Below are 17,926 nucleotides of genomic sequence, written 5' to 3'. Positions count from 1 at the left end.
GCTAGAGCTGGGCGCCGAACAGGCGCGCCAGGTTCACGCGTGCCTTCAGCCGCGTGCACAGCATGAACACGCCGACCATCTTGCGCTGCAGGAACACCAGGTCCGGCGGCGGTGCGTGCGAGAAGCCGTCGCCGAAGAACTGCTCGCGGCCGGCGTCGAAGCTGCGTTTGAACAGGTCCGAGCCTGCGAAGTCGAACGGCCGGTCGTGGGCCAGCGGTTCGCCGATCGTCAGGATCAGCTGCACGACGCCGCGCGCCTGCTCGGGCGGGTCGCCCTCGGCGATGAAGCCGGCGCGGCGTGCGGCCCGCGTCATCGCCTCCGCGTCCTGGTCGCGCATCGCGCGACCCAGGGCGCGCAGGTGCTCGACACGCTGCAGGCTCACCGCCTGTGTGGCGCCGAAGTCCAGCAGCGCGACGCGGCGCGTCGCCGGGTCGTAGAGGTAGTTGGCGAAGTTCGGGTCGGTCTGCACCAGGCGCAGCTCGAAGATCTCGCGCACGACGAGGTGGCATAGCGCCTCGGCGACGCGGTCGCGGTGGGCCTGCGGCACGCCCGGCGCGGCGAGGTGGTCGATGGTGTCGCCGGGCTGGAAGCTGGTCGCCAGGATGCGGCCGGTCGAGTGCTCGGCGTCGACCTCGGGCACGACGAAGAGCTCGTCGTCACCGAGCCGTTCGCGGTACTCCTCGAGCGCGCGCGCCTCGGCGACGTAGTCGGTCTCCTGGTGCAGCACGCGGCGCACGCGTTCGAACAGCGGTGCCGGGTCCAGCCCGGCAGGTACCAGCCCCGGCGTCTTAGCCAGCAGCGCGAGGTTGGCGACGTCGCTGTCGATGCTCTCGCGCACGCCGGGATACTGGATCTTCAGCGCCAGCACGCGGCCGTCGTGCGTCGTCGCGCGGTGCACCTGGCCGATCGAGGCCGCGGCGATCGGCTCGAAGCTGAACTGGCGGAAGCGCCGGTGCCAGCCGACGCCGTACTCCTGCTCCAGCACCTCGGCCAGCTGCGAGGCCGGCATCACGTGGGCGCGGTCGCGCAGCGTGCCCAGCAGCTCGGCGAACTCCGGCGGCAGCACGCCGTGGCCGTCCATCGACATCAGCTGGCCGAACTTCATCGCCGCGCCGCGCAGCCGCGACAGGCGGTTGGCCAGCCGCCGGGCGTTGGCCGGCGTCAGCATCATCGCCGAGGGCTTGGGCAGCTGGCCGCGCGCCAGCCGCGACAGGCCTTCGGCGGCGGCGCCGGCCGCCAGTTCGCCGACCGCGCGGCCGAAGTGCAGCAGCCGGCGCGTGCGGCCCTGGGGAACGGAGGCGGTGCGGGGAGGGCGCTTGTCGGTCATCGGGCGTCGCGTCGTCGGAGCCCTGCATTGCACACCGTCGCGGCGTGCGCGTCGGTGACCTGGAACACGCAGCGCTTCAGCGCGTGGCCGAAGCGGCGGCGCTCGGCGCCTCGGGCGCCAGCAGCAGCACCTGGGCCTTGCCGCCGACGCAGTTGACGCCGCGGCCGGTCGGGCATTCTCGTACCTGGGCGTCGCGCGGGTGCTCGGGGCGGCCGGGCGGGTCCAGCAGCATCGACACGACCGTGATCGCGGTCGCGATCGCCAGCGCGACGATCAGCAGCCGGCGCCGGCGCGGGATCGGGCGATAACGCGGCAGCTCGGGGGCGACCTCGGGAGGCTTCTCGGACATCGGAAAAAAGGCCGGCGCCCCGAGGGCGCCGGCACGTGCGGGAAAGATCGCGAGCTTACTGCGACGCGGCCGGGGCCGAGGGCTCGGCCATCGGCGCCGCCGGCATCGCCGGCGCGGTCTCGGCCGGTTGCACCACTGGTGCCGGCTCGACGTGTGAGGCCTTGACCGGGTTGCTGGCCAGCGGCAGCAGCGGGACGATCAGCAGCGCGACGATGTTGATGATCTTGATCAGCGGGTTGACGGCCGGGCCGGCGGTGTCCTTGTAGGGGTCGCCGACGGTGTCACCCGTCACCGCCGCCTTGTGCGCCTCGCTGCCCTTCTTGTGCAGCACGCCGTTGGCGTCGGTGAAGCCTTCTTCGATCAGCTTCTTCGCATTGTCCCAGGCGCCGCCGCCGGTGCACATCGAGATGCCGACGAAGATGCCGGTGACGATGGTGCCCATCAGCAGCCCGCCCAGCGCCGCCGGGCCGAGCAGCATGCCGACCAGGATCGGCGCCACGACCGGCAGCAGCGACGGCACGATCATCTCCTTGATCGCGGCGGTGGTCAGCATGTCGACCGCGGTGCCGTACTCCGGCTTCGCGGTGCCTTCCATGATGCCCTTGATGTCGCGGAACTGGCGCCGCACCTCGACCACCACCGAGCCGGCGGCGCGGCCGACGGCTTCCATCGCCATCGACGCGAAGAGGTAGGGGATCAGACCGCCGATGAAGAGGCCGACGATCACGCGGTGGTCGCTCAGGTCGAAGGCCAGCGACATGCCGCGCGCTTCCAGTGCGTGGGTGTAGTCGGCGAACAGCACCAGCGCGGCCAGGCCGGCCGAGCCGATGGCGTAGCCCTTGGTCACGGCCTTGGTCGTGTTGCCGACGGCGTCCAGCGGGTCGGTGATGTCGCGCACGCTGTCGGGCAGGCCCGACATCTCGGCGATGCCGCCGGCGTTGTCGGTGATCGGGCCGTAGGCGTCGAGCGCGACGACGATGCCGGCCATGCTGAGCATCGAGGTCGCGGCGATCGCGATGCCGTACAGGCCGGCGAGCGCGTAGGCGCTGTAGATCGCCAGGCAGACGAAGATCACCGGCCAGGCGGTGGACTTCATGCTGACGCCCAGGCCGGCGATGATGTTCGTGCCGTGGCCGGTGGTCGAGGCCTGCGCGACGTGCTGCACCGGCTTGAACTGCGTGCCGGTGTAGTACTCGGTGATCCAGACCATCGCCGCCGTCAGCACCAGGCCGACGACGCAGGCGCCGAACAGCCGCATCTGCGTGCTCGCGCCGAGCGCGTCGTCGGGCATCACCAGGCGCGTGACGAAGAAGAAGAACACCAGCGAGATCGCGCCGGCGACGATCAGCCCCTTGTACAGGGCCGGCATCACGTTCTTCATGCCCGGGCTGGCCTTGACGAAGGCGCAGCCGATGATCGAGGCGATGATCGAGACGCCGCCCAGCACCAGCGGATAGACCGCCGCGGCCAGCGCCGCGTTGGGCAGCAGCAGCGCGCCCAGCGCCATCGCCGCGATCAGCGTCACGGCGTAGGTCTCGAACAGGTCGGCCGCCATGCCGGCGCAGTCGCCGACGTTGTCGCCGACGTTGTCGGCGATCACCGCCGGGTTGCGCGGGTCGTCCTCGGGGATGCCGGCTTCGACCTTGCCCACCAGGTCGGCGCCGACGTCGGCGCCCTTGGTGAAGATGCCGCCGCCCAGGCGCGCGAAGATCGAGATCAGCGACGAACCGAAGGCCAGGCCGAGCAGCGGCTTGAGCGTCGCCGAGTCGGCGTGCTGGCCGCCGCTCAGCAGCCAGAAGAACAGCGACACGCCCAGCAGCCCCAGGCCGACGACGAGCATGCCGGTGATCGCACCGCCCTTGAAGGCGACATCCAGCGCCGGGCCGATGCCCTTGGTGGCCGCCTGCGCGGTGCGCACGTTGGCGCGCACCGAGACGTTCATGCCGATGAAGCCGCAGGCACCCGAAAGTACGGCCCCCAAAACGAACCCGGCGGCCGTAAGGCCGCCGAGGAAGAAGAAGATCAGGATCGCGAGAACCGCGCCGACGATGGCAATTGTCTTGTATTGCCTCGCCAGATATGCCGCCGCGCCTTGCTGGATGGCACCGGCGATTTCCTGCATGCGTGCATTGCCGGCATCCTGGGAGAGGATCCATCCCCGCTGGATGAATCCGTAGAGCACGGCCGCCAGGCCACACCCCAGCGCTATGTACAGCGCCAAACTTGTCGTCATGGAAAGAGCTCCTTCCTCTCGTTCGGGTCTAGTCTCTTCTCTCTCTATCTCTCGCACGCCGCCCGGGCGCTTCGGGTCGGCTGGCGCGGCATGCTATGTGAAGGCTATCACGCTCGGTTCGGGGTTTTCCTATGTCCGAGTGCCCGGATGAGCCGGGTCAAGGCGGCCGCGCGTCAGGCGAGGGCAAGCGTGGCGCCTAGAATCGCGCCCCGATCTTTCTCTCGCTCTCCTCTCTCTTTCTCTCCTCTTGCCCGAGACCGCTGCATGAGCCTGCACAACGTGACCCCCGGCGCCAAGGCGCCCGACGAGTTCAACGTCATCATCGAGATTCCGATGAACGGCGACCCGATCAAGTACGAGGTCGACCACGACTCGGGGGCGCTGTTCGTCGACCGCTTCATGAGCACGGCGATGCACTACCCGTGCAACTACGGCTACGTGCCCAACACGCTGGCCGACGACGGCGATCCGGTCGACGTGCTTGTCATCACCCCGGTGCCGCTGATTCCCGGCGTCGTCGTCACCTGCCGCCCGATCGGCATGCTGAAGATGGACGACGAAGCCGGCGGCGACAACAAGCTGCTGGCCGTGCCGACGACCAAGATCCTGTCGCTGTACTCGTCCTGGCAGAAGCCCGAGGACCTGAACCCGGCGCGCCTGAAGGCGATCCAGCACTTCTTCGAGCACTACAAGGACCTCGAACAAGGCAAGTGGGTCAAGGTGCTGGGCTGGGAAGGCCCGGACGCAGCGAAAGCCGAAGTGCGCGCCGGCATGGCCAACTGGTCCAAGGAACGCGCCGGCGCCTGAGCGCCGGCCGCGGCGGCTTCAGCCGCCGCCCGGTCCTCGCCTGAACGGGCTGCGCTCGCGCAGCTCGTCCTCCCAGGCGGCCACGCCTTCGCCTTCGCGCGCCAGGAACTCGGCCACCGCCCCGGCGAAACGCGGGTCGCGCAGCCAGTGCGCCGAGCTCGTGCGCACTGGCAGCAGGCCGCGCGCCATCTTGTGTTCGCCCTGGGCACCGCCTTCGAAGCGGCGGAAGCCGTTGGCCAGGCACCAGGCCAGCGGCTGGTAGTAGCAGGCCTCGAAGTGCACGAAGGGCAGCGGCTCGACCGCGCCCCAGTAGCGGCCCCAGGCGGCGCCGCTGCCGCGGTCGATCGCCACCAGCGAGGCCGCGACCGGCCGGCCCTCGCGCCGGCCGACGAACATCAGCCAGTGCGGCGCCATCGTCGTCTGCATGCGGGCGAAGAAATCGCGGGTCAGGTAGGGCGTCGACTGGTGCGCCGCATAGGTCAGCGTGTAGCAGCGATGGAAGAAGTCCCACAGCCCGGTGTCGATCGCCTCGCCCTCGTGGACGCTGAACTCGACGCCGAGTTCGGCGACGCGGCGGCGTTCCTGCTGGATCTTCTTGCGCTTGTCGCGCTGCAGCCGGGCGAGCAGGGCGTCGAAGTCGGCCACCGGCTGCGCTTCGTCGCGGGTCCAGTGGAACTGCAGGTTCTCGCGCAGCATCCAGCCGGCGCGCTCGAAGGCCGCACGGTCGGCGTCGTCGACGTAGAGCACGTGGACCGAGGACAGCCCGGCCTCGTCGGCAAACTCGCGGATCGTCGCCACCAGGGCCTCGCGCGCCGCGTCGTCGCGTGCCATCAGCCGGGTTCCCGGTACCGGCGTGAACGGCACCGCGCCCAGCAGCTTGGGGTAGTAGCGCAGCCCGTGACGGCGATAGGCGTCGGCCCAGGCCCAGTCGAAGACGTACTCGCCCCAGGAATGGGTCTTCAGGTACAGCGGCGCGGCGCCGACCAGTCCGCCGCCGTCGTCGTGCAGGGTCAGGAAACGTGGGGTCCAGCCCGTTGCGGGAACCGCGCTTGCCGACTCGTGCAGCGCCGCGAGGTACTCGTGGCGCAGGAAGGGCGTCGGTGCCGGCTGGCTCGCCAGCAACGCGTTCCAGGCCTGCGCGTCCAGGCGAGCGGGGTCGGTCTCGACCCCGATGTGATAATCCGATCCCGTGAGCCCTCGTGACATTCAGCGGAGCCGTCGATGAAGGTCGCGCTGGCCCAGTTCAACGCCGTCGTCGGTGATCTCGCCGGCAACTCCCGTCGCCTCGAAGACGCCGCGCGCCGCGCCTACGCGCAGGGTGCGCGCCTGGTGCTGGCCCCCGAGCTGGCGCTGACCGGCTACCCGCCCGAGGACCTGCTGCTGCGTCCGGCTTTCATGCACGCTTGCGCCGAGGCGCTGGCGGCGCTGGCCGAGGCATTGCAAGACTGCGAAGGGCTGCATCTGGTCGTCGGGCACCCGCATCAGTTCGGCGAGCGCGGCGATCTTAGGACCAAGTCCGTGACCGTGCAGCAGCGCTACAACGCGGCCTCGCTGCTGGCACAGGGACGCGTGCAGGCCACCTACTGCAAGCGCGAGCTGCCCAACTACCAGGTCTTCGACGAGCGCCGTTACTTCGTCTCCGGCCGCGACGCCGGCCTGCCGCCGCTGGTCTTCGACTGCGAAGGCCGGCGCTTCGGCGTCGTCATCTGCGAGGACGCCTGGTTCGACGAGCCCGCGCGTCTGGCGCGCGACGCCGGCGCCCAGGTGCTGTGCGTGCTCAACGCCTCGCCCTTCCATCTCGGCAAGGCCGAGGAGCGCCAGGCCCGCATGGCCGAGCGCGCGCGCGACGTCGGCCTGCCGCTGCTGTTCTCGCACCTGGTCGGCGGCCAGGACGAGGTCGTCTTCGACGGCGCCTCGTTCGCGCTCGACGCCTCGGGCGAGGTGGCGGCGCGTGCCGCGACCTTCGCCGAGGATCTGCTGATCGTCGATCTCGACGCCGACGGTCGCCCCAGCGGCCCGGTCGCCGCGGCGCCGGGCCTCGAACGCCAGGCCTGGGACGCGCTCGTCACCGGCGTGCGCGACTACCTGGGCAAAAACGGCTTTCCCGGCGCGATCATCGGCCTGTCCGGCGGCATCGACTCGGCGCTGGTGCTGGCGGTGGCCGTCGACGCGCTCGGCGCCGACAAGGTGCGCGCGGTGATGATGCCCTCGCCGTACACCGCCGACATCTCCTGGATCGACGCCCGCGACATGGCTGCGCGCCTGGGCGTGCGCTACGACGAGATCGACATCGCGCCGATGTTCGACACCTTCCGCGCCGCGCTTTCGCCGCAGTTCGCCGGGCTGGCCGAGGACACGACCGAAGAGAACCTGCAGGCGCGCATCCGCGGCACGCTCTTGATGGCGCTGTCGAACAAGACCGGCGCCATCGTGCTGACCACCGGCAACAAGAGCGAGATGGCCACCGGCTACTGCACGCTCTATGGCGACATGGCCGGCGGCTTCGCGGTCATCAAGGACGTCGCCAAGACCCTGGTCTACCGCCTGGCGAACTGGCGCAACACGCAGGGCGCCGAGGTGATCCCGCAGCGCATCATCACGCGCCCGCCCTCGGCCGAGCTGCGCCCGGACCAGACTGACCAGGACAGCCTGCCGCCTTACGAGGTGCTGGACGCGATCCTGGCGCGCTACATGGAAGACGACCAGAGCGTCGAGCAGATCGTCGCCGCCGGTTTCGCGCGCGCCGACGTCGAACGCGTCACCCGGCTCATCAAGATCAACGAGTACAAACGGCGTCAGGCGCCGGTCGGCATCCGCATCACCCATCGGGCGTTCGGGCGCGACTGGCGGTACCCCATCACGTCGAGGTTCCGTGCTTAAATTCCCGTCAGTCCAACGTCTTTCCCCGGAGCTACCCGCATGAAGCAGATCACCGCCGTCATCAAGCCGTTCAAGCTCGAAGAAGTCCGCGAAGCCCTGGGCGAGGTCGGCGTCTCCGGTCTGACCGTCACCGAAGTCAAGGGCTTCGGCCGCCAGAAGGGCCACACCGAGCTCTACCGCGGCGCCGAGTACGTCGTCGACTTCCTGCCCAAGGTGAAGATCGAGGTCGTCGTCAAGGACGACGACGTCGACCGCTGCATCGACGCCATCGTCAAGGCCGCCAAGACCGGCAAGATCGGCGACGGCAAGATCTTCGTCACCTCGGTCGACCAGGTGGTGCGCATCCGCACCGGCGAGACCGACGAATCGGCGGTCTGAGGCCTGCCCGGCCGCGGCCGGGCTTTGTCCAGGACGACGGGGCCCCGCGCGAGCGGTGCCCCGTTGTTCTTGGTGGCCTCAGATGCGGCCGAAATGGTCCGGGCCGCCGGCCTGATGCGCCAGCGTCGCCAGCCGGTCCAGCAGCGCCAGCGGGTCGCGTTCGACCTGCAGCACCGCCTGCTGGGCTTCGGACAGGAAACCTTCTTCGACGGTGCGGCGCATGAAGGCCAGCAGGCCTTCGTAGAAGCCGTCGACGTCGAGCAGGCCGATCGGCTGGTCGTGGTAGCCCAGCTGGCGCCAGGTCCAGACCTCGAACAGCTCTTCCAGCGTGCCGATGCCGCCCGGCAGCGCGATGAAGGCGTCGGCACGCTCGGCCATCATCTGCTTCCTCTTGTGCATCGTCGGCACGACGTGCAGCTCGGTGAGGCCGCGGTGGCCGACCTCGCGCTTCATCAGCGACTCGGGGATCACGCCGACGACGCGGCCGCCTGCTGCCAGCACCGCATCGGCGACTTCGCCCATCAGGCCGACCTTGCCGCCGCCGTAGACGAGCTGCCAGCCGCGCTCGCCGATCGCGCGGCCGAGCACGCGGGCGGCTTCGGTGTAGGCGGCGCGCTGGCCGTGGCGCGAGCCGCAGTAGACGCAGACGGTGAAGGGAGGGGGAGGCGCGATGTCGTTCATCGCGCCGATTGTCTCAGGCGAACCGCTGCCAGAGCGCGCCCAGCCAGATCGCCCCGGTCAGCACCAGCGACAGCATGACGGCAGCGCTGCCCAGGTCCTTGGCGCGTTTGGACAGCTCGTGCAGTTCGAGGCCGACGCGGTCGACCACGGCCTCGATCGCCGAGTTCAGCAGCTCGACGACGAGCACCATGACGACGCTGCCGGCCAGCAGCGCGACCTCGATCCAGCCGCTGCCGAGCCAGAACGCCGCCGGCAGCATGACGACGGCGGCGAAGACTTCCTGCCGGAACGCGCTTTCGCCGCGGAACGCGGCGCTGAGGCCGGCCGCCGAGTAGCCGGTGGCCCGCAGGATGCGGTCCAGGCCGGTGCGGCCCTTGTGCGGGTTGGCGGCGGCTTCGTGGTGCCGCTCCAGCGGCGGGGGTGGGCTGCTCGGAGTCACGGCCTCAGTCCTTGGGCTTGGAGCGCCAGGCGATCAGGCGCGTTCCGCAGAGTGCGTCGTGCCAGAACTGGCGATCGGGGTGCAGGCGCGACAGCACGGCCCAGAGCACCACGCCCAGCATCAGCAGGCCGAAGACCTGGCCATTGCCTTGCAGGCCGGCGAAATGGGCGATGGCCAGCCAAGGCAGGAACCAGATCCAGCAGACGAGGTAACGCCCCAGCGCCCGCGCTACCGAGACCGGCTGGCCGTCGCGCTGCACGAGGCGGATCTGCCAGGTCTGCATCGCCAGCGTCTGGCCGGTGCGGCTCCAGAACCAGACGAAGTACAGGCCGAAGACGAAGAACAGGAAGACCTGCAGGCCGAACTGGCCCTGGTGGGCGCTGCGCTGGTTGGTCGCCAGCGAATAGACGAGCCCGGCGGCCATGACGACGCCGAAGAGCAGGATGCCTTCGTAGACGAAGCAGGCGAGGCGGCGGATCAGCGCCGGGGTGGGGTGTTCACCCTCGGCGGGAGGCAGGACGATCATCGAGACGGGTCAGCGCGGTTCCGAAGCAGCCTGCGAGCGTACCGCAGCGCCTTGCGGTCCGCGACGGGGCAGCAGCGTCACCGGATTGACGAACCCGTCGGTGGCGATGATCTTGGGCATGCCGGACTGGTGGTGCGCCGGCGACGAAGGCTGCGAGGTGATCAGCGTCGTCGTCGCGCCGGGCGCGGCCTGGATGACGGCCGGTGCCACCGCCTTGGGCGCCTGCGGGCGCGGCGTGGCGACGATGTTGCGCTTGGGCTTGCCGTCGTCGTCGTCCTCGTCGTCGCGCACGCGCGAGGCGGCACGCTTGGGCGGTTTGGCGCGTTCGGCGAGCTGCTTGCGCTGGTCGTCCGGGAGAGCCTTGTACGCCTCCCAGCGCGCCTGGCGGTCTTCGGGCGAGAACTGGCGCGCCTGCTGGAACTGCAACCGGGCCTGGGCGCGGTCCGACGGTGTCATCTGCGTCCAGGCGGCCATGCGCTCCTGCACGCGCTGGCGTTCGGCCTGGCTCAGCTTCGGAAAGCGCGCGGCGACGCTCAGCCAGCGTTCCTTGCCGGTGGCGTCGAGGTTCGGCCAGTCCTGCTGCAGCGGCGCGAGCGCTCGGCGCTGCGCCGCCGAGAGCTGGGCCCAGGTGGGGCCCGACTCGGCAGCGAACACCGGCGCGGCCGTGGCGAACACGGCCGCGATCACGACGGCAGCGATGACGGCCGGGCGAAAGCTCACGGTTGCTGCGTCTTCAGGTACTCGGCGAACCCGGGATCGGAATAGGCGGCCGGCGGCAGGTCGTCGGCCAGCAGCACGGAATCGATGTCCGCGGCGGCCAAGACCTGCTCGCGGTGGTCGTGCTCGCGGATCAGCACCAGACCGGCGACGAGCATGACCAGCGGCAGCACGACGGCCAGACGCTGCCACCAGGGCGGGCCGCCGCGCACGGCAGCGCCGCCGGAGACGGCGACGATCGACTCGGCGGCGGCCTCCTGGCGCACGGCGCGGGCGCGCGTCAGCGCCTGCTCACGGGCGATGCGAAGGCGCTCGGAGATGTCGTGGGGCAGATCGTCGGCTCGCTCGGTCAAGCCGGCTGCGATGCGCGCCGCGATGCGCGCGCGCAGGACGTCCGCGTCGGTGAAGCTGGTTTGAGTCATGGCGCGATTCCCTTGAGACGAAGGGCCTTGGCCAGGGCATGGACGGCGCGCGAGCAGTGGGTTTTCACACTGCCCTCGGAACACCCCATCGCCGCCGCGGTTTCGGCTACGTCGAACTCCTCCCAGTAACGCAAGAGGAAGGCTTCGCGTTGACGGTCGGGCAGCCCGGCCACTTCGTGCTCGATGAGACGCAAGATCTGGTCCCGCGAGACGGCCTCGGCGGCGCTCTCGGTGCCCAGCGAGTTCTCGACAGCCTGCAGCGTCTCCAGCAGGTCGAAGTCGCCGTCCTCGTCGTCGCCTTCGAGGTCCGACAGGTTCTGGACGACGGCGTTGCGGACCTTCTGGCGCCGGAACCAGTCCATCGTCGCGTTCGACAGGATGCGCTGGAAGAGCATCGGAAACTCCGATGCCGGCCGGTCCGGATACTTCTCGGCCAGCCGGATCATCGCGTCCTGGACGATGTCCAGCGCGGCATCCTCGTCGCGTACGGCGAAAGCCGCGCGTTTGAACGCGCGTCGCTCGACGCTCTTCAGGAAATCGGAAAGTTCTTTATCGGATGCCAACGCGCGGACGGGGAGCAGCACCCCGGGTTCGGGCGCGCCGGATTATGCACTCGGGCGCGGCCCGGGCACCCGGGCGGGGCGGCGCCCGGAGGCGGTGCATAATCCATGTTCGCACAACGCTCTTTTGGGTCTCGCTCTCGTCCGACCCGGACGTCAGTTCTCAGACCGCGCGCAGTTCCGAGTCCGCCTCACGAGGGCGCGAGGAGGAGCACCGATCGATTTTCGTCAGAGAAATTCGCAAAGGTTCGGAAATGGACATCTCCGCCGCGGAAGTCAAGCGTGCCGCATCGGCACAACCGTCTTCTCCTCCCGCCGTGCTCAACGGCGCTGAAATCCTGGTTCGCAGCCTGCAGGCCGAAGGGGTCAAGTACCTTTGGGGCTATCCCGGCGGATCGGTTCTCTACATCTACGACGCGCTGTACAAGCAGGACAGCATCCAGCACGTCCTGGTCCGGCACGAACAGGCCGCGGTGCACGCCGCCGACGGCTACGCCCGCGCCACCGGCGACGTCGGCGTCGCCCTCGTCACCTCGGGCCCGGGTGTCACGAACGCCGTCACCGGCATCGCGACGGCCTACATGGACTCGATCCCGATGGTCATCATCACCGGTCAGGTGCCGACGGCCGCGATCGGGATGGACGCCTTCCAGGAGTGCGACACCGTCGGCATCACGCGCCCGGTGGTCAAGCACAATTTCCTCGTCAAGGACGTGCGCGACCTGGCCTCGACGATCAAGAAGGCCTTCCACATCGCGCGCACCGGCCGTCCGGGCCCCGTCGTGATCGACGTGCCCAAGGACGTCTCGCTGAACACCGCGCCGTTCCAGTACCCGCAGACCATCGAGCTGCGCTCGTACAACCCGGTGCGCAAGGGCCACAGCGGCCAGATCCGCAAGGCCGTGCAGCTGCTGCTGCAGGCCAAGCGCCCCTACATCTACACCGGCGGCGGCGTCGTGCTCGGCGAAGCGTCGCAGGAGCTGCGCCAGCTGGCCGACCTGCTCGGCTTCCCGGTGACGAACACGCTGATGGGCCTGGGCGCGATTCCCGCCAGCGACCCGAAGTTCCTGGGCATGCTCGGCATGCACGGCACCTACGAAGCGAACATGACGATGCAGCACTGCGACGTGCTGCTGGCCGTCGGCGCGCGCTTCGACGACCGCGTCATCGGCAACCCGGCGCACTTCGCCCAGGTCGAACGCAAGATCATCCACGTCGACATCGACCCCTCGTCGATCTCCAAGCGCGTGCGCGTGGACATCCCGATCGTCGGCGACGTCAAGGACGTGCTGCAGGAGCTGATCGCCCAGCTCAAGGAGTCGCACCAACGCCCGGACACCGTGGCGATCTCCTCCTGGTGGGGCCAGATCAACGAGTGGCGCAAGCGCGAGTGCCTGGCCTACGAGCCCAGCGACGAGGTCATCAAGCCGCAGATGGTGGTGCAGACGCTGGCACGCCTGACGCGCGGTCGCGATGCCTACATCACCTCCGACGTCGGCCAGCACCAGATGTGGGCGGCGCAGTTCTACGGCTTCGAGGAGCCGCGGCGCTGGATCAACTCCGGCGGCCTGGGCACGATGGGCGTGGGCCTGCCGTACGCGATGGGCATCAAGCTCGCCAAGCCGGAGTCGGACGTCTTCTGCATCACCGGCGAAGGCTCGATCCAGATGTGCATCCAGGAGCTGTCGACCTGCCTGCAGTACAAGACGCCGGTGAAGATCGTCTCGCTGAACAACCGCTACCTGGGCATGGTGCGGCAGTGGCAGGAGCTGATCTACGGCGGCCGCTACTCGCACAGCTACATGGACGCGCTGCCCGACTTCGTCAAGCTCGCCGAGGCCTACGGCCACGTCGGCCTGCGTGTCGACCGGCCAGCCGACGTCGAAGGCGCGCTGAAGGAGGCGATGCGGCTCAAGGACCGCACCGTGTTCATCGACGTGCGCACCGACCCGACCGAGAACGTGTGGCCGATGGTGCACGCCGGCAAGGGCATCAGCGAGATGCAGCTCAAGTCCGAAGACCTGTGACCGGCACGGGCCGCGTCGGCGGCGACGGCGTTACCGCGCCGCCGCCGGCTGCCGCAGCCGCTGCCGCGAACCCCTGCGGACTGCATCTTTCCAACGATCCAACGGCGTGGTGAAGGGCCGGCGGTTACCGCCGCAGGCTCGGGGATCCACGCAAGGACGAAGACCATGAAACACATCATCGCGGTGCTGCTCGAGAACGAAGCCGGCGCCCTGTCCCGTGTCGTCGCGCTGTTCTCGGCGCGCGGCTACAACATCGAGAGCCTGACGGTCGCGCCGACCGAAGACCCGTCGATGTCGCGCATGACCATCGTCACCACCGGCAGCGACGACGTCATCGAGCAGATCACCAAGCACCTGAACCGGCTGATCGAGGTCGTCAAGGTCGTCGACCTGACCGAAGGCAGCTTCGTCGAGCGCGAGCTCATGCTCATCAAGGTGCGCGCCGTCGGCAAGGAACGCGAGGAGATGAAGCGCATGGCGGAGATCTTCCGCGGCCGCATCATCGACGTCACCGAGAAGAGCTACACGATCGAGCTGACGGGTGACTCGTCCAAGCTCGACGCCTTCCTCGTCGCGATCGACCGCGCGGCGATCCTGGAAACCGTGCGCACCGGCGCCAGCGGCATCGGCCGCGGCGAAAGAATCCTGCGCATCTGAGGCGGCGCCCCGGCGGCCGCACGGCCGCCCATCGCCCGGAAACCTGCCCGGCCATTCGCGGCCGGGCGTCTGACTAGAGAACGGAGAACCCCATGAAGGTCTATTACGACAAGGACGCCGACCTGAGCCTCATCAAGGGCAAGAACGTCACCATCATCGGCTACGGCTCGCAGGGCCACGCCCACGCGCAGAACCTGAACGACAGCGGCTGCAAGGTCACCGTCGGCCTGCGCCGTAGCGGCGCGAGCTGGGCCAAGGCCGAAGCCGCCGGCCTGAAGGTCGCCGAGGTCGCCGAGGCCGTGAAGGCCGCCGACGTCGTCATGATCCTGCTGCCCGACGAGCAGATCGCCAGCGTCTACGCCAACGACGTCGAGCCGAACATCCGCGAAGGCGCGTCGCTCGCGTTCGCGCACGGCTTCAACGTGCACTACAACCAGGTCGTGCCGCGTGCCGACCTCGATGTCTGGATGGTCGCGCCCAAGGCCCCGGGCCACACGGTGCGCAACACCTACAAGCAGGGCGGCGGCGTGCCGCACCTGATCGCCGTGCACGCCGACAAGTCGGGCAAGGCGCGCGACCTGGCGCTGTCCTACGCCGCGGCCAACGGCGGCGGCAAGGCCGGCATCATCGAGACCAGCTTCCGCGAAGAGACCGAGACCGACCTGTTCGGCGAACAGGCCGTGCTCTGCGGCGGCACCGTCGAGCTGATCAAGGCCGGCTTCGAGACGCTGGTTGAAGCCGGCTACGCGCCCGAGATGGCGTACTTCGAGTGCCTGCACGAGCTGAAGCTGATCGTCGACCTGATCTACGAAGGCGGCATCGGCAACATGAACTACTCGATCTCGAACAACGCCGAATACGGCGAGTACGTGACCGGGCCGCGTGTCGTCACCGAAGACACCAAGAACGCCATGCGCCAGGCGCTCAAGGACATCCAGACCGGCGAGTACGCCAAGAGCTTCATCCTCGAGAACAAGGCCGGCGCCCCGACGCTGACCTCGCGCCGCCGCCTGACCGCCGAGCACCCGATCGAGGTCGTCGGCGAGAAGCTGCGCGCGATGATGCCGTGGATCAAGGCCAACAAGCTGGTCGACAAGTCCCGCAACTGACGCGGCCTTGAACGGCAGCCCCGCGTGCGAGACACGCGGGGCCGTCGCCGCCGCTCAAACCCCCGGGGCCGCGCTCGGCCCCGGCCGCGGTTATCCTCGACCGGATGACCGACGATACCCAGGTTCCCGGCGACGATGACGTCGAGGTCGACGCCGTTGTCGCACGCCGGCCGCGCCGCGGCCTCTACGTGCTGCCCAACGCGATCACGCTGGCGGCGCTGTTCTCCGGCTTCTACGGCGTCGTGATGGCGATCAACGGCCGCTTCGAGGCCGCCGCGATCGCGATCTTCTGTGCCGCCGTGCTCGACGCGATGGACGGCCGCGTGGCGCGCATGACGCGCACGCAGAGCGCCTTCGGCGAGCAGATGGACAGCCTCTCGGACATGGTCTCGTTCGGCGCCGCGCCGGCCTTGATCGTCTACGTCTGGGCCTTGAAGGACCTGGGCAAGCTGGGCTGGATCCCGGCCTTCGTCTACGTCGCCGGCGCCGCGCTGCGGCTGGCGCGCTTCAACGTCAACATCGGCGTCGTCGACCGGCGCTTCTTCCAGGGCCTGCCCAGCCCGGCGGCCGCGGCGCTGGTCGTCGGCATGGTCTGGGTCTTCGACGATGCGGGCTTTCGCGACGTCTACTCGATCTCCTGGCTCGAATGGACGGCGTTCGCCGTCACGCTCTACGCCGGGCTGTCGATGGTGACCAACGCGCCGTTCTACAGCTTCAAGACCATCGGCGGCCGGCGCACCGTGCCCTTCGTCGTGCTGGTCGCGGTGATGCTGGCGATCGCGCTGATCGCGCTCGACCCGCCGCGCGTGCTGTTCGGTGTCTTTGTGCTCTACGGGCTGTCGGGTTACGCGGTATTCGCCTGGCGGCGCTTCAAGGGCCAGCCGGCGAGCGTGATCTCGACCTCGACCGACGATCCCGACGAGAAGGGCCTGCATCCGTGAGCACGGGCCTGTGCTACATTCGCCGCGTGACGACGATCCAAGCCTTCATCCTGCTAGCGCTAGCCCAACCGCGGGTGCGCTGATCGTCTTCGTCCGTCCTTTTCCCGATCAACGGCCCGCCAGCGCAACGCAGCGGGCCGTTTTTCATTTCCGTCTTCCAAGCTGCTTGCGACTCCAACCTCTCGCAAAGGCACGACCATGACCGACAAGCTCATCATCTTCGACACCACGCTTCGTGACGGCGAACAGTCTCCCGGCGCCTCGATGACGCGCGACGAGAAGCTGCGCATCGCCCGCCAGCTCGAGCGCCTGCGTGTCGACGTGATCGAGGCCGGTTTCGCGGCGTCGAGCAACGGCGACTTCGAGGCCGTGCGCGCCATCGCCCAGGCGGTGCGCGAGTCGACGGTGTGCTCGCTGGCGCGGGCCAACGACCGCGACATCTCGCGCGCCGCCGAGGCGCTGCGCCCGGCGGCGCGTTCGCGCATTCACACCTTCATCGCCACCAGCGAGCTGCACATGGAGAAGAAGCTGCGCATGACGCGCGAGCAGGTGCTCGAGCAGGCGCGGCTGGCGGTGCGTTTCGCGCGCAACCTCTGCGATGACATCGAGTTCAGCCCCGAGGACGGCTACCGCTCCGACCCCGAGTTCCTGTGCCAGGTCATCGAGACCGTCATCGCCGAAGGCGCGACGACGATCAACATCCCCGACACCGTCGGCTACGCGATCCCCGAGCTCTACGGCCACTTCATCCGCATGCTGCGCGAGCGCGTGCCCAACAGCGACAAGGCGGTGTGGTCGGTGCACTGCCACAACGACCTGGGCATGGCGGTGGCCAACTCGCTGGCCGGCGTGAAGATCGGCGGCGCGCGCCAGATCGAATGCACGATCAACGGCCTGGGCGAACGCGCCGGCAACTGCAGCCTGGAAGAAGTCGTGATGGCGGTGAAGACCCGCCGCGACCACTTCGGCCTCGACGTCGGCATCGACACCCACCAGATCGTGCCGGCCTCGCGCATGGTCAGCCAGACCACCGGCTTCGTCGTCCAGCCGAACAAGGCGATCGTCGGCGCCAACGCCTTCGCCCATGCCAGCGGCATCCACCAGGACGGCGTGCTGAAGGCCCGCGACACCTACGAGATCATGCGTGCCGAGGACGTGGGCTGGACGGCCAACAAGATCGTGCTCGGCAAGCTCTCGGGCCGCAACGCGTTCAAGCAGCGGCTGCAGGAGCTCGGCATCGAGATGGCCTCCGAAGCCGAGGTCAACGCCGCCTTCGCGCGCTTCAAGGATCTGGCCGACCGCAAGAGCGAGATCTTCGACGAGGACATCATCGCCCTGGTCGGCGACGAGAGCGTCACCGCGGTGCAGGAGCACTACCGCCTGCTGTCGCTGGCGCAGCGCTCCGAGACCGGCGAGCGTCCGCACGCGACGATCGCGTTCGCTGCCGGCGACGTCGAGTACCGCGTCGAGAGCGAAGGCAACGGCCCGGTCGACGCGACGCTGAAGGCGATCGAGTCGAAGGTCTGCAGTGGCGCCGAAATGGTGCTCTATTCGGTCAATGCGATCACCTCGGGCAGCACAGAATCCCAGGGCGAGGTGACCGTTCGGTTGCAGCACAGCGGGCGCATCGTCAACGGGGTGGGTTCCGATCCGGACATCGTCGTCGCGTCGGCGAAGGCCTACCTCGCGGCGTTGAGCAAGCTGCAGAGCAACGCCGAGCGTGTCCCGGCGCAAAGCTGAGGGTCCCCGGGGCGATGCGCTGTGGGGGCCTGGCACGGCTCCTGCGACGCTCACTTGAGGAATCATGCGCAAGTTCTTGATCTTGCGCATGTTCTTCGAGTGATCTACACTCTGGCGCATTCTCTCCGAGGTA

Annotated in this window: 18 protein-coding genes; 8 read left to right on the top strand and 10 right to left on the bottom strand. The window is 69.0% G+C overall.

Features of this window, described 5'->3' with window-relative positions:
- Position 1: 1 nt before the first annotated feature.
- The 3 genes from RGE_RS13740 to RGE_RS13730 form a co-directional block, all read right to left on the bottom strand.
- A complete protein-coding gene (locus tag RGE_RS13740; RefSeq protein ID WP_014429019.1) occupies positions 2–1,327 on the bottom strand; it encodes an ABC1 kinase family protein in 1,326 nt (441 codons plus the stop codon).
- Between the two features lie 76 nt (positions 1,328–1,403).
- Positions 1,404–1,676 carry a hypothetical protein gene (locus tag RGE_RS13735; RefSeq protein ID WP_043784102.1) on the bottom strand — a complete coding sequence of 91 codons (273 nt, stop codon included), beginning with the start codon at positions 1,674–1,676 and terminating at the stop codon, positions 1,404–1,406.
- A gap of 55 nt (positions 1,677–1,731) precedes the next feature.
- Positions 1,732–3,909, bottom strand: a complete 2,178-nt coding sequence (locus RGE_RS13730) for a sodium-translocating pyrophosphatase (RefSeq protein ID WP_014429018.1) — start codon at positions 3,907–3,909, stop codon at positions 1,732–1,734.
- Between the two features lie 264 nt (positions 3,910–4,173).
- Between RGE_RS13730 and ppa the strand changes: the two genes are divergently transcribed.
- On the top strand, positions 4,174–4,716 hold the full coding sequence (ppa, locus tag RGE_RS13725) for an inorganic diphosphatase (RefSeq protein ID WP_014429017.1): 543 nt from the start codon (positions 4,174–4,176) through the stop codon (positions 4,714–4,716).
- 18 nt (positions 4,717–4,734) lie between these two features.
- Here ppa and RGE_RS13720 read toward each other — a convergent pair whose 3' ends face one another.
- Entirely contained in the window at positions 4,735–5,922 is a 1,188-nt protein-coding gene (locus RGE_RS13720; protein ID WP_043784100.1) for a GNAT family N-acetyltransferase, read from the bottom strand.
- Between the two features lie 15 nt (positions 5,923–5,937).
- Between RGE_RS13720 and RGE_RS13715 the strand changes: the two genes are divergently transcribed.
- The gene (locus tag RGE_RS13715; RefSeq protein ID WP_014429015.1) at positions 5,938–7,596 is read left to right on the top strand and encodes an NAD+ synthase; all 1,659 of its coding nucleotides are present in this window, start codon (positions 5,938–5,940) and stop codon (positions 7,594–7,596) included.
- A 39-nt stretch (positions 7,597–7,635) separates the two neighbouring features.
- Positions 7,636–7,974 (top strand): P-II family nitrogen regulator, encoded by a 339-nt coding sequence (glnK, locus tag RGE_RS13710; protein WP_014429014.1) that lies wholly within the window; start codon positions 7,636–7,638, stop codon positions 7,972–7,974.
- Positions 7,975–8,052: 78 nt separating this feature from the next.
- On the opposite strand, the gene RGE_RS13705 is transcribed toward glnK, so the two are convergent.
- The 6 genes from RGE_RS13705 to RGE_RS13680 are packed head-to-tail and all read right to left on the bottom strand — an operon-like array spanning position 8,053 to position 11,322.
- Positions 8,053–8,655: an LOG family protein gene (locus RGE_RS13705; protein WP_014429013.1), complete on the bottom strand. Its 603-nt coding sequence runs from the start codon at positions 8,653–8,655 to the stop codon at positions 8,053–8,055.
- 13 nt (positions 8,656–8,668) lie between these two features.
- On the bottom strand, positions 8,669–9,094 hold the full coding sequence (locus RGE_RS13700) for a diacylglycerol kinase (RefSeq protein WP_014429012.1): 426 nt from the start codon (positions 9,092–9,094) through the stop codon (positions 8,669–8,671).
- Positions 9,095–9,098: 4 nt separating this feature from the next.
- The gene (locus tag RGE_RS13695) at positions 9,099–9,620 is read right to left on the bottom strand and encodes an RDD family protein (RefSeq protein ID WP_014429011.1); all 522 of its coding nucleotides are present in this window, start codon (positions 9,618–9,620) and stop codon (positions 9,099–9,101) included.
- A gap of 9 nt (positions 9,621–9,629) precedes the next feature.
- Positions 9,630–10,340 carry a DUF3106 domain-containing protein gene (locus RGE_RS13690; RefSeq protein ID WP_014429010.1) on the bottom strand — a complete coding sequence of 237 codons (711 nt, stop codon included), beginning with the start codon at positions 10,338–10,340 and terminating at the stop codon, positions 9,630–9,632.
- The gene (locus RGE_RS13685; RefSeq protein WP_014429009.1) at positions 10,337–10,759 is read right to left on the bottom strand and encodes a DUF3619 family protein; all 423 of its coding nucleotides are present in this window, start codon (positions 10,757–10,759) and stop codon (positions 10,337–10,339) included. Before RGE_RS13685 ends, RGE_RS13690 begins: the two co-directional genes overlap by 4 nt.
- Positions 10,756–11,322, bottom strand: a complete 567-nt coding sequence (locus RGE_RS13680) for an RNA polymerase sigma factor (RefSeq protein ID WP_014429008.1) — start codon at positions 11,320–11,322, stop codon at positions 10,756–10,758. The genes RGE_RS13685 and RGE_RS13680 overlap by 4 nt, the downstream gene beginning before the upstream one ends.
- A gap of 251 nt (positions 11,323–11,573) precedes the next feature.
- Between RGE_RS13680 and RGE_RS13675 the strand changes: the two genes are divergently transcribed.
- The 5 genes from RGE_RS13675 to RGE_RS13655 all read left to right on the top strand — a co-directional run bounded on the left by RGE_RS13675 (position 11,574) and on the right by RGE_RS13655 (position 17,793).
- Positions 11,574–13,346 carry an acetolactate synthase 3 catalytic subunit gene (locus RGE_RS13675; protein ID WP_014429007.1) on the top strand — a complete coding sequence of 591 codons (1,773 nt, stop codon included), beginning with the start codon at positions 11,574–11,576 and terminating at the stop codon, positions 13,344–13,346.
- 165 nt (positions 13,347–13,511) lie between these two features.
- Positions 13,512–14,003 carry an acetolactate synthase small subunit gene (gene ilvN / locus RGE_RS13670; protein ID WP_009859042.1) on the top strand — a complete coding sequence of 164 codons (492 nt, stop codon included), beginning with the start codon at positions 13,512–13,514 and terminating at the stop codon, positions 14,001–14,003.
- A gap of 92 nt (positions 14,004–14,095) precedes the next feature.
- On the top strand, positions 14,096–15,112 hold the full coding sequence (gene ilvC, locus RGE_RS13665) for a ketol-acid reductoisomerase (protein ID WP_014429006.1): 1,017 nt from the start codon (positions 14,096–14,098) through the stop codon (positions 15,110–15,112).
- 104 nt (positions 15,113–15,216) lie between these two features.
- Positions 15,217–16,053, top strand: coding sequence for a CDP-diacylglycerol--serine O-phosphatidyltransferase (gene pssA / locus RGE_RS13660; RefSeq protein WP_014429005.1), 837 nt, complete (start codon positions 15,217–15,219; stop codon positions 16,051–16,053).
- 198 nt (positions 16,054–16,251) lie between these two features.
- Positions 16,252–17,793 carry a 2-isopropylmalate synthase gene (locus RGE_RS13655; RefSeq protein WP_014429004.1) on the top strand — a complete coding sequence of 514 codons (1,542 nt, stop codon included), beginning with the start codon at positions 16,252–16,254 and terminating at the stop codon, positions 17,791–17,793.
- The last annotated feature ends 133 nt before the right edge of the window (positions 17,794–17,926 follow it).

The sequence above is a fragment of the Rubrivivax gelatinosus IL144 genome (assembly GCF_000284255.1).
GTDB classification, from domain to species: Bacteria; Pseudomonadota; Gammaproteobacteria; order Burkholderiales; family Burkholderiaceae_C; genus Rubrivivax; species Rubrivivax gelatinosus_A.
The sequence above is the reverse complement of the archived record's forward strand: the minus strand, read 5'-3'. Positions and strand labels throughout refer to the sequence as shown.

What these genes read in the sequence shown, in the direction of transcription:
- RGE_RS13740 (WP_014429019.1), bottom strand. Translation starts at nt 1,327, where the DNA reads ATGACCGACAAGCGCCCTCCCCGCACCGCCTCCGTTCCCCAGGGCCGC.
- RGE_RS13735 (WP_043784102.1), bottom strand. Translation starts at nt 1,676, where the DNA reads ATGTCCGAGAAGCCTCCCGAGGTCGCCCCCGAGCTGCCGCGTTATCGC.
- RGE_RS13730 (WP_014429018.1), bottom strand. Translation starts at nt 3,909, where the DNA reads ATGACGACAAGTTTGGCGCTGTACATAGCGCTGGGGTGTGGCCTGGCG.
- ppa (WP_014429017.1), top strand. Translation starts at nt 4,174, where the DNA reads ATGAGCCTGCACAACGTGACCCCCGGCGCCAAGGCGCCCGACGAGTTC.
- RGE_RS13720 (WP_043784100.1), bottom strand. Translation starts at nt 5,922, where the DNA reads ATGTCACGAGGGCTCACGGGATCGGATTATCACATCGGGGTCGAGACC.
- RGE_RS13715 (WP_014429015.1), top strand. Translation starts at nt 5,938, where the DNA reads ATGAAGGTCGCGCTGGCCCAGTTCAACGCCGTCGTCGGTGATCTCGCC.
- glnK (WP_014429014.1), top strand. Translation starts at nt 7,636, where the DNA reads ATGAAGCAGATCACCGCCGTCATCAAGCCGTTCAAGCTCGAAGAAGTC.
- RGE_RS13705 (WP_014429013.1), bottom strand. Translation starts at nt 8,655, where the DNA reads ATGAACGACATCGCGCCTCCCCCTCCCTTCACCGTCTGCGTCTACTGC.
- RGE_RS13695 (WP_014429011.1), bottom strand. Translation starts at nt 9,620, where the DNA reads ATGATCGTCCTGCCTCCCGCCGAGGGTGAACACCCCACCCCGGCGCTG.
- RGE_RS13685 (WP_014429009.1), bottom strand. Translation starts at nt 10,759, where the DNA reads ATGACTCAAACCAGCTTCACCGACGCGGACGTCCTGCGCGCGCGCATC.
- RGE_RS13675 (WP_014429007.1), top strand. Translation starts at nt 11,574, where the DNA reads ATGGACATCTCCGCCGCGGAAGTCAAGCGTGCCGCATCGGCACAACCG.
- ilvN (WP_009859042.1), top strand. Translation starts at nt 13,512, where the DNA reads ATGAAACACATCATCGCGGTGCTGCTCGAGAACGAAGCCGGCGCCCTG.
- ilvC (WP_014429006.1), top strand. Translation starts at nt 14,096, where the DNA reads ATGAAGGTCTATTACGACAAGGACGCCGACCTGAGCCTCATCAAGGGC.
- pssA (WP_014429005.1), top strand. Translation starts at nt 15,217, where the DNA reads ATGACCGACGATACCCAGGTTCCCGGCGACGATGACGTCGAGGTCGAC.
- RGE_RS13655 (WP_014429004.1), top strand. Translation starts at nt 16,252, where the DNA reads ATGACCGACAAGCTCATCATCTTCGACACCACGCTTCGTGACGGCGAA.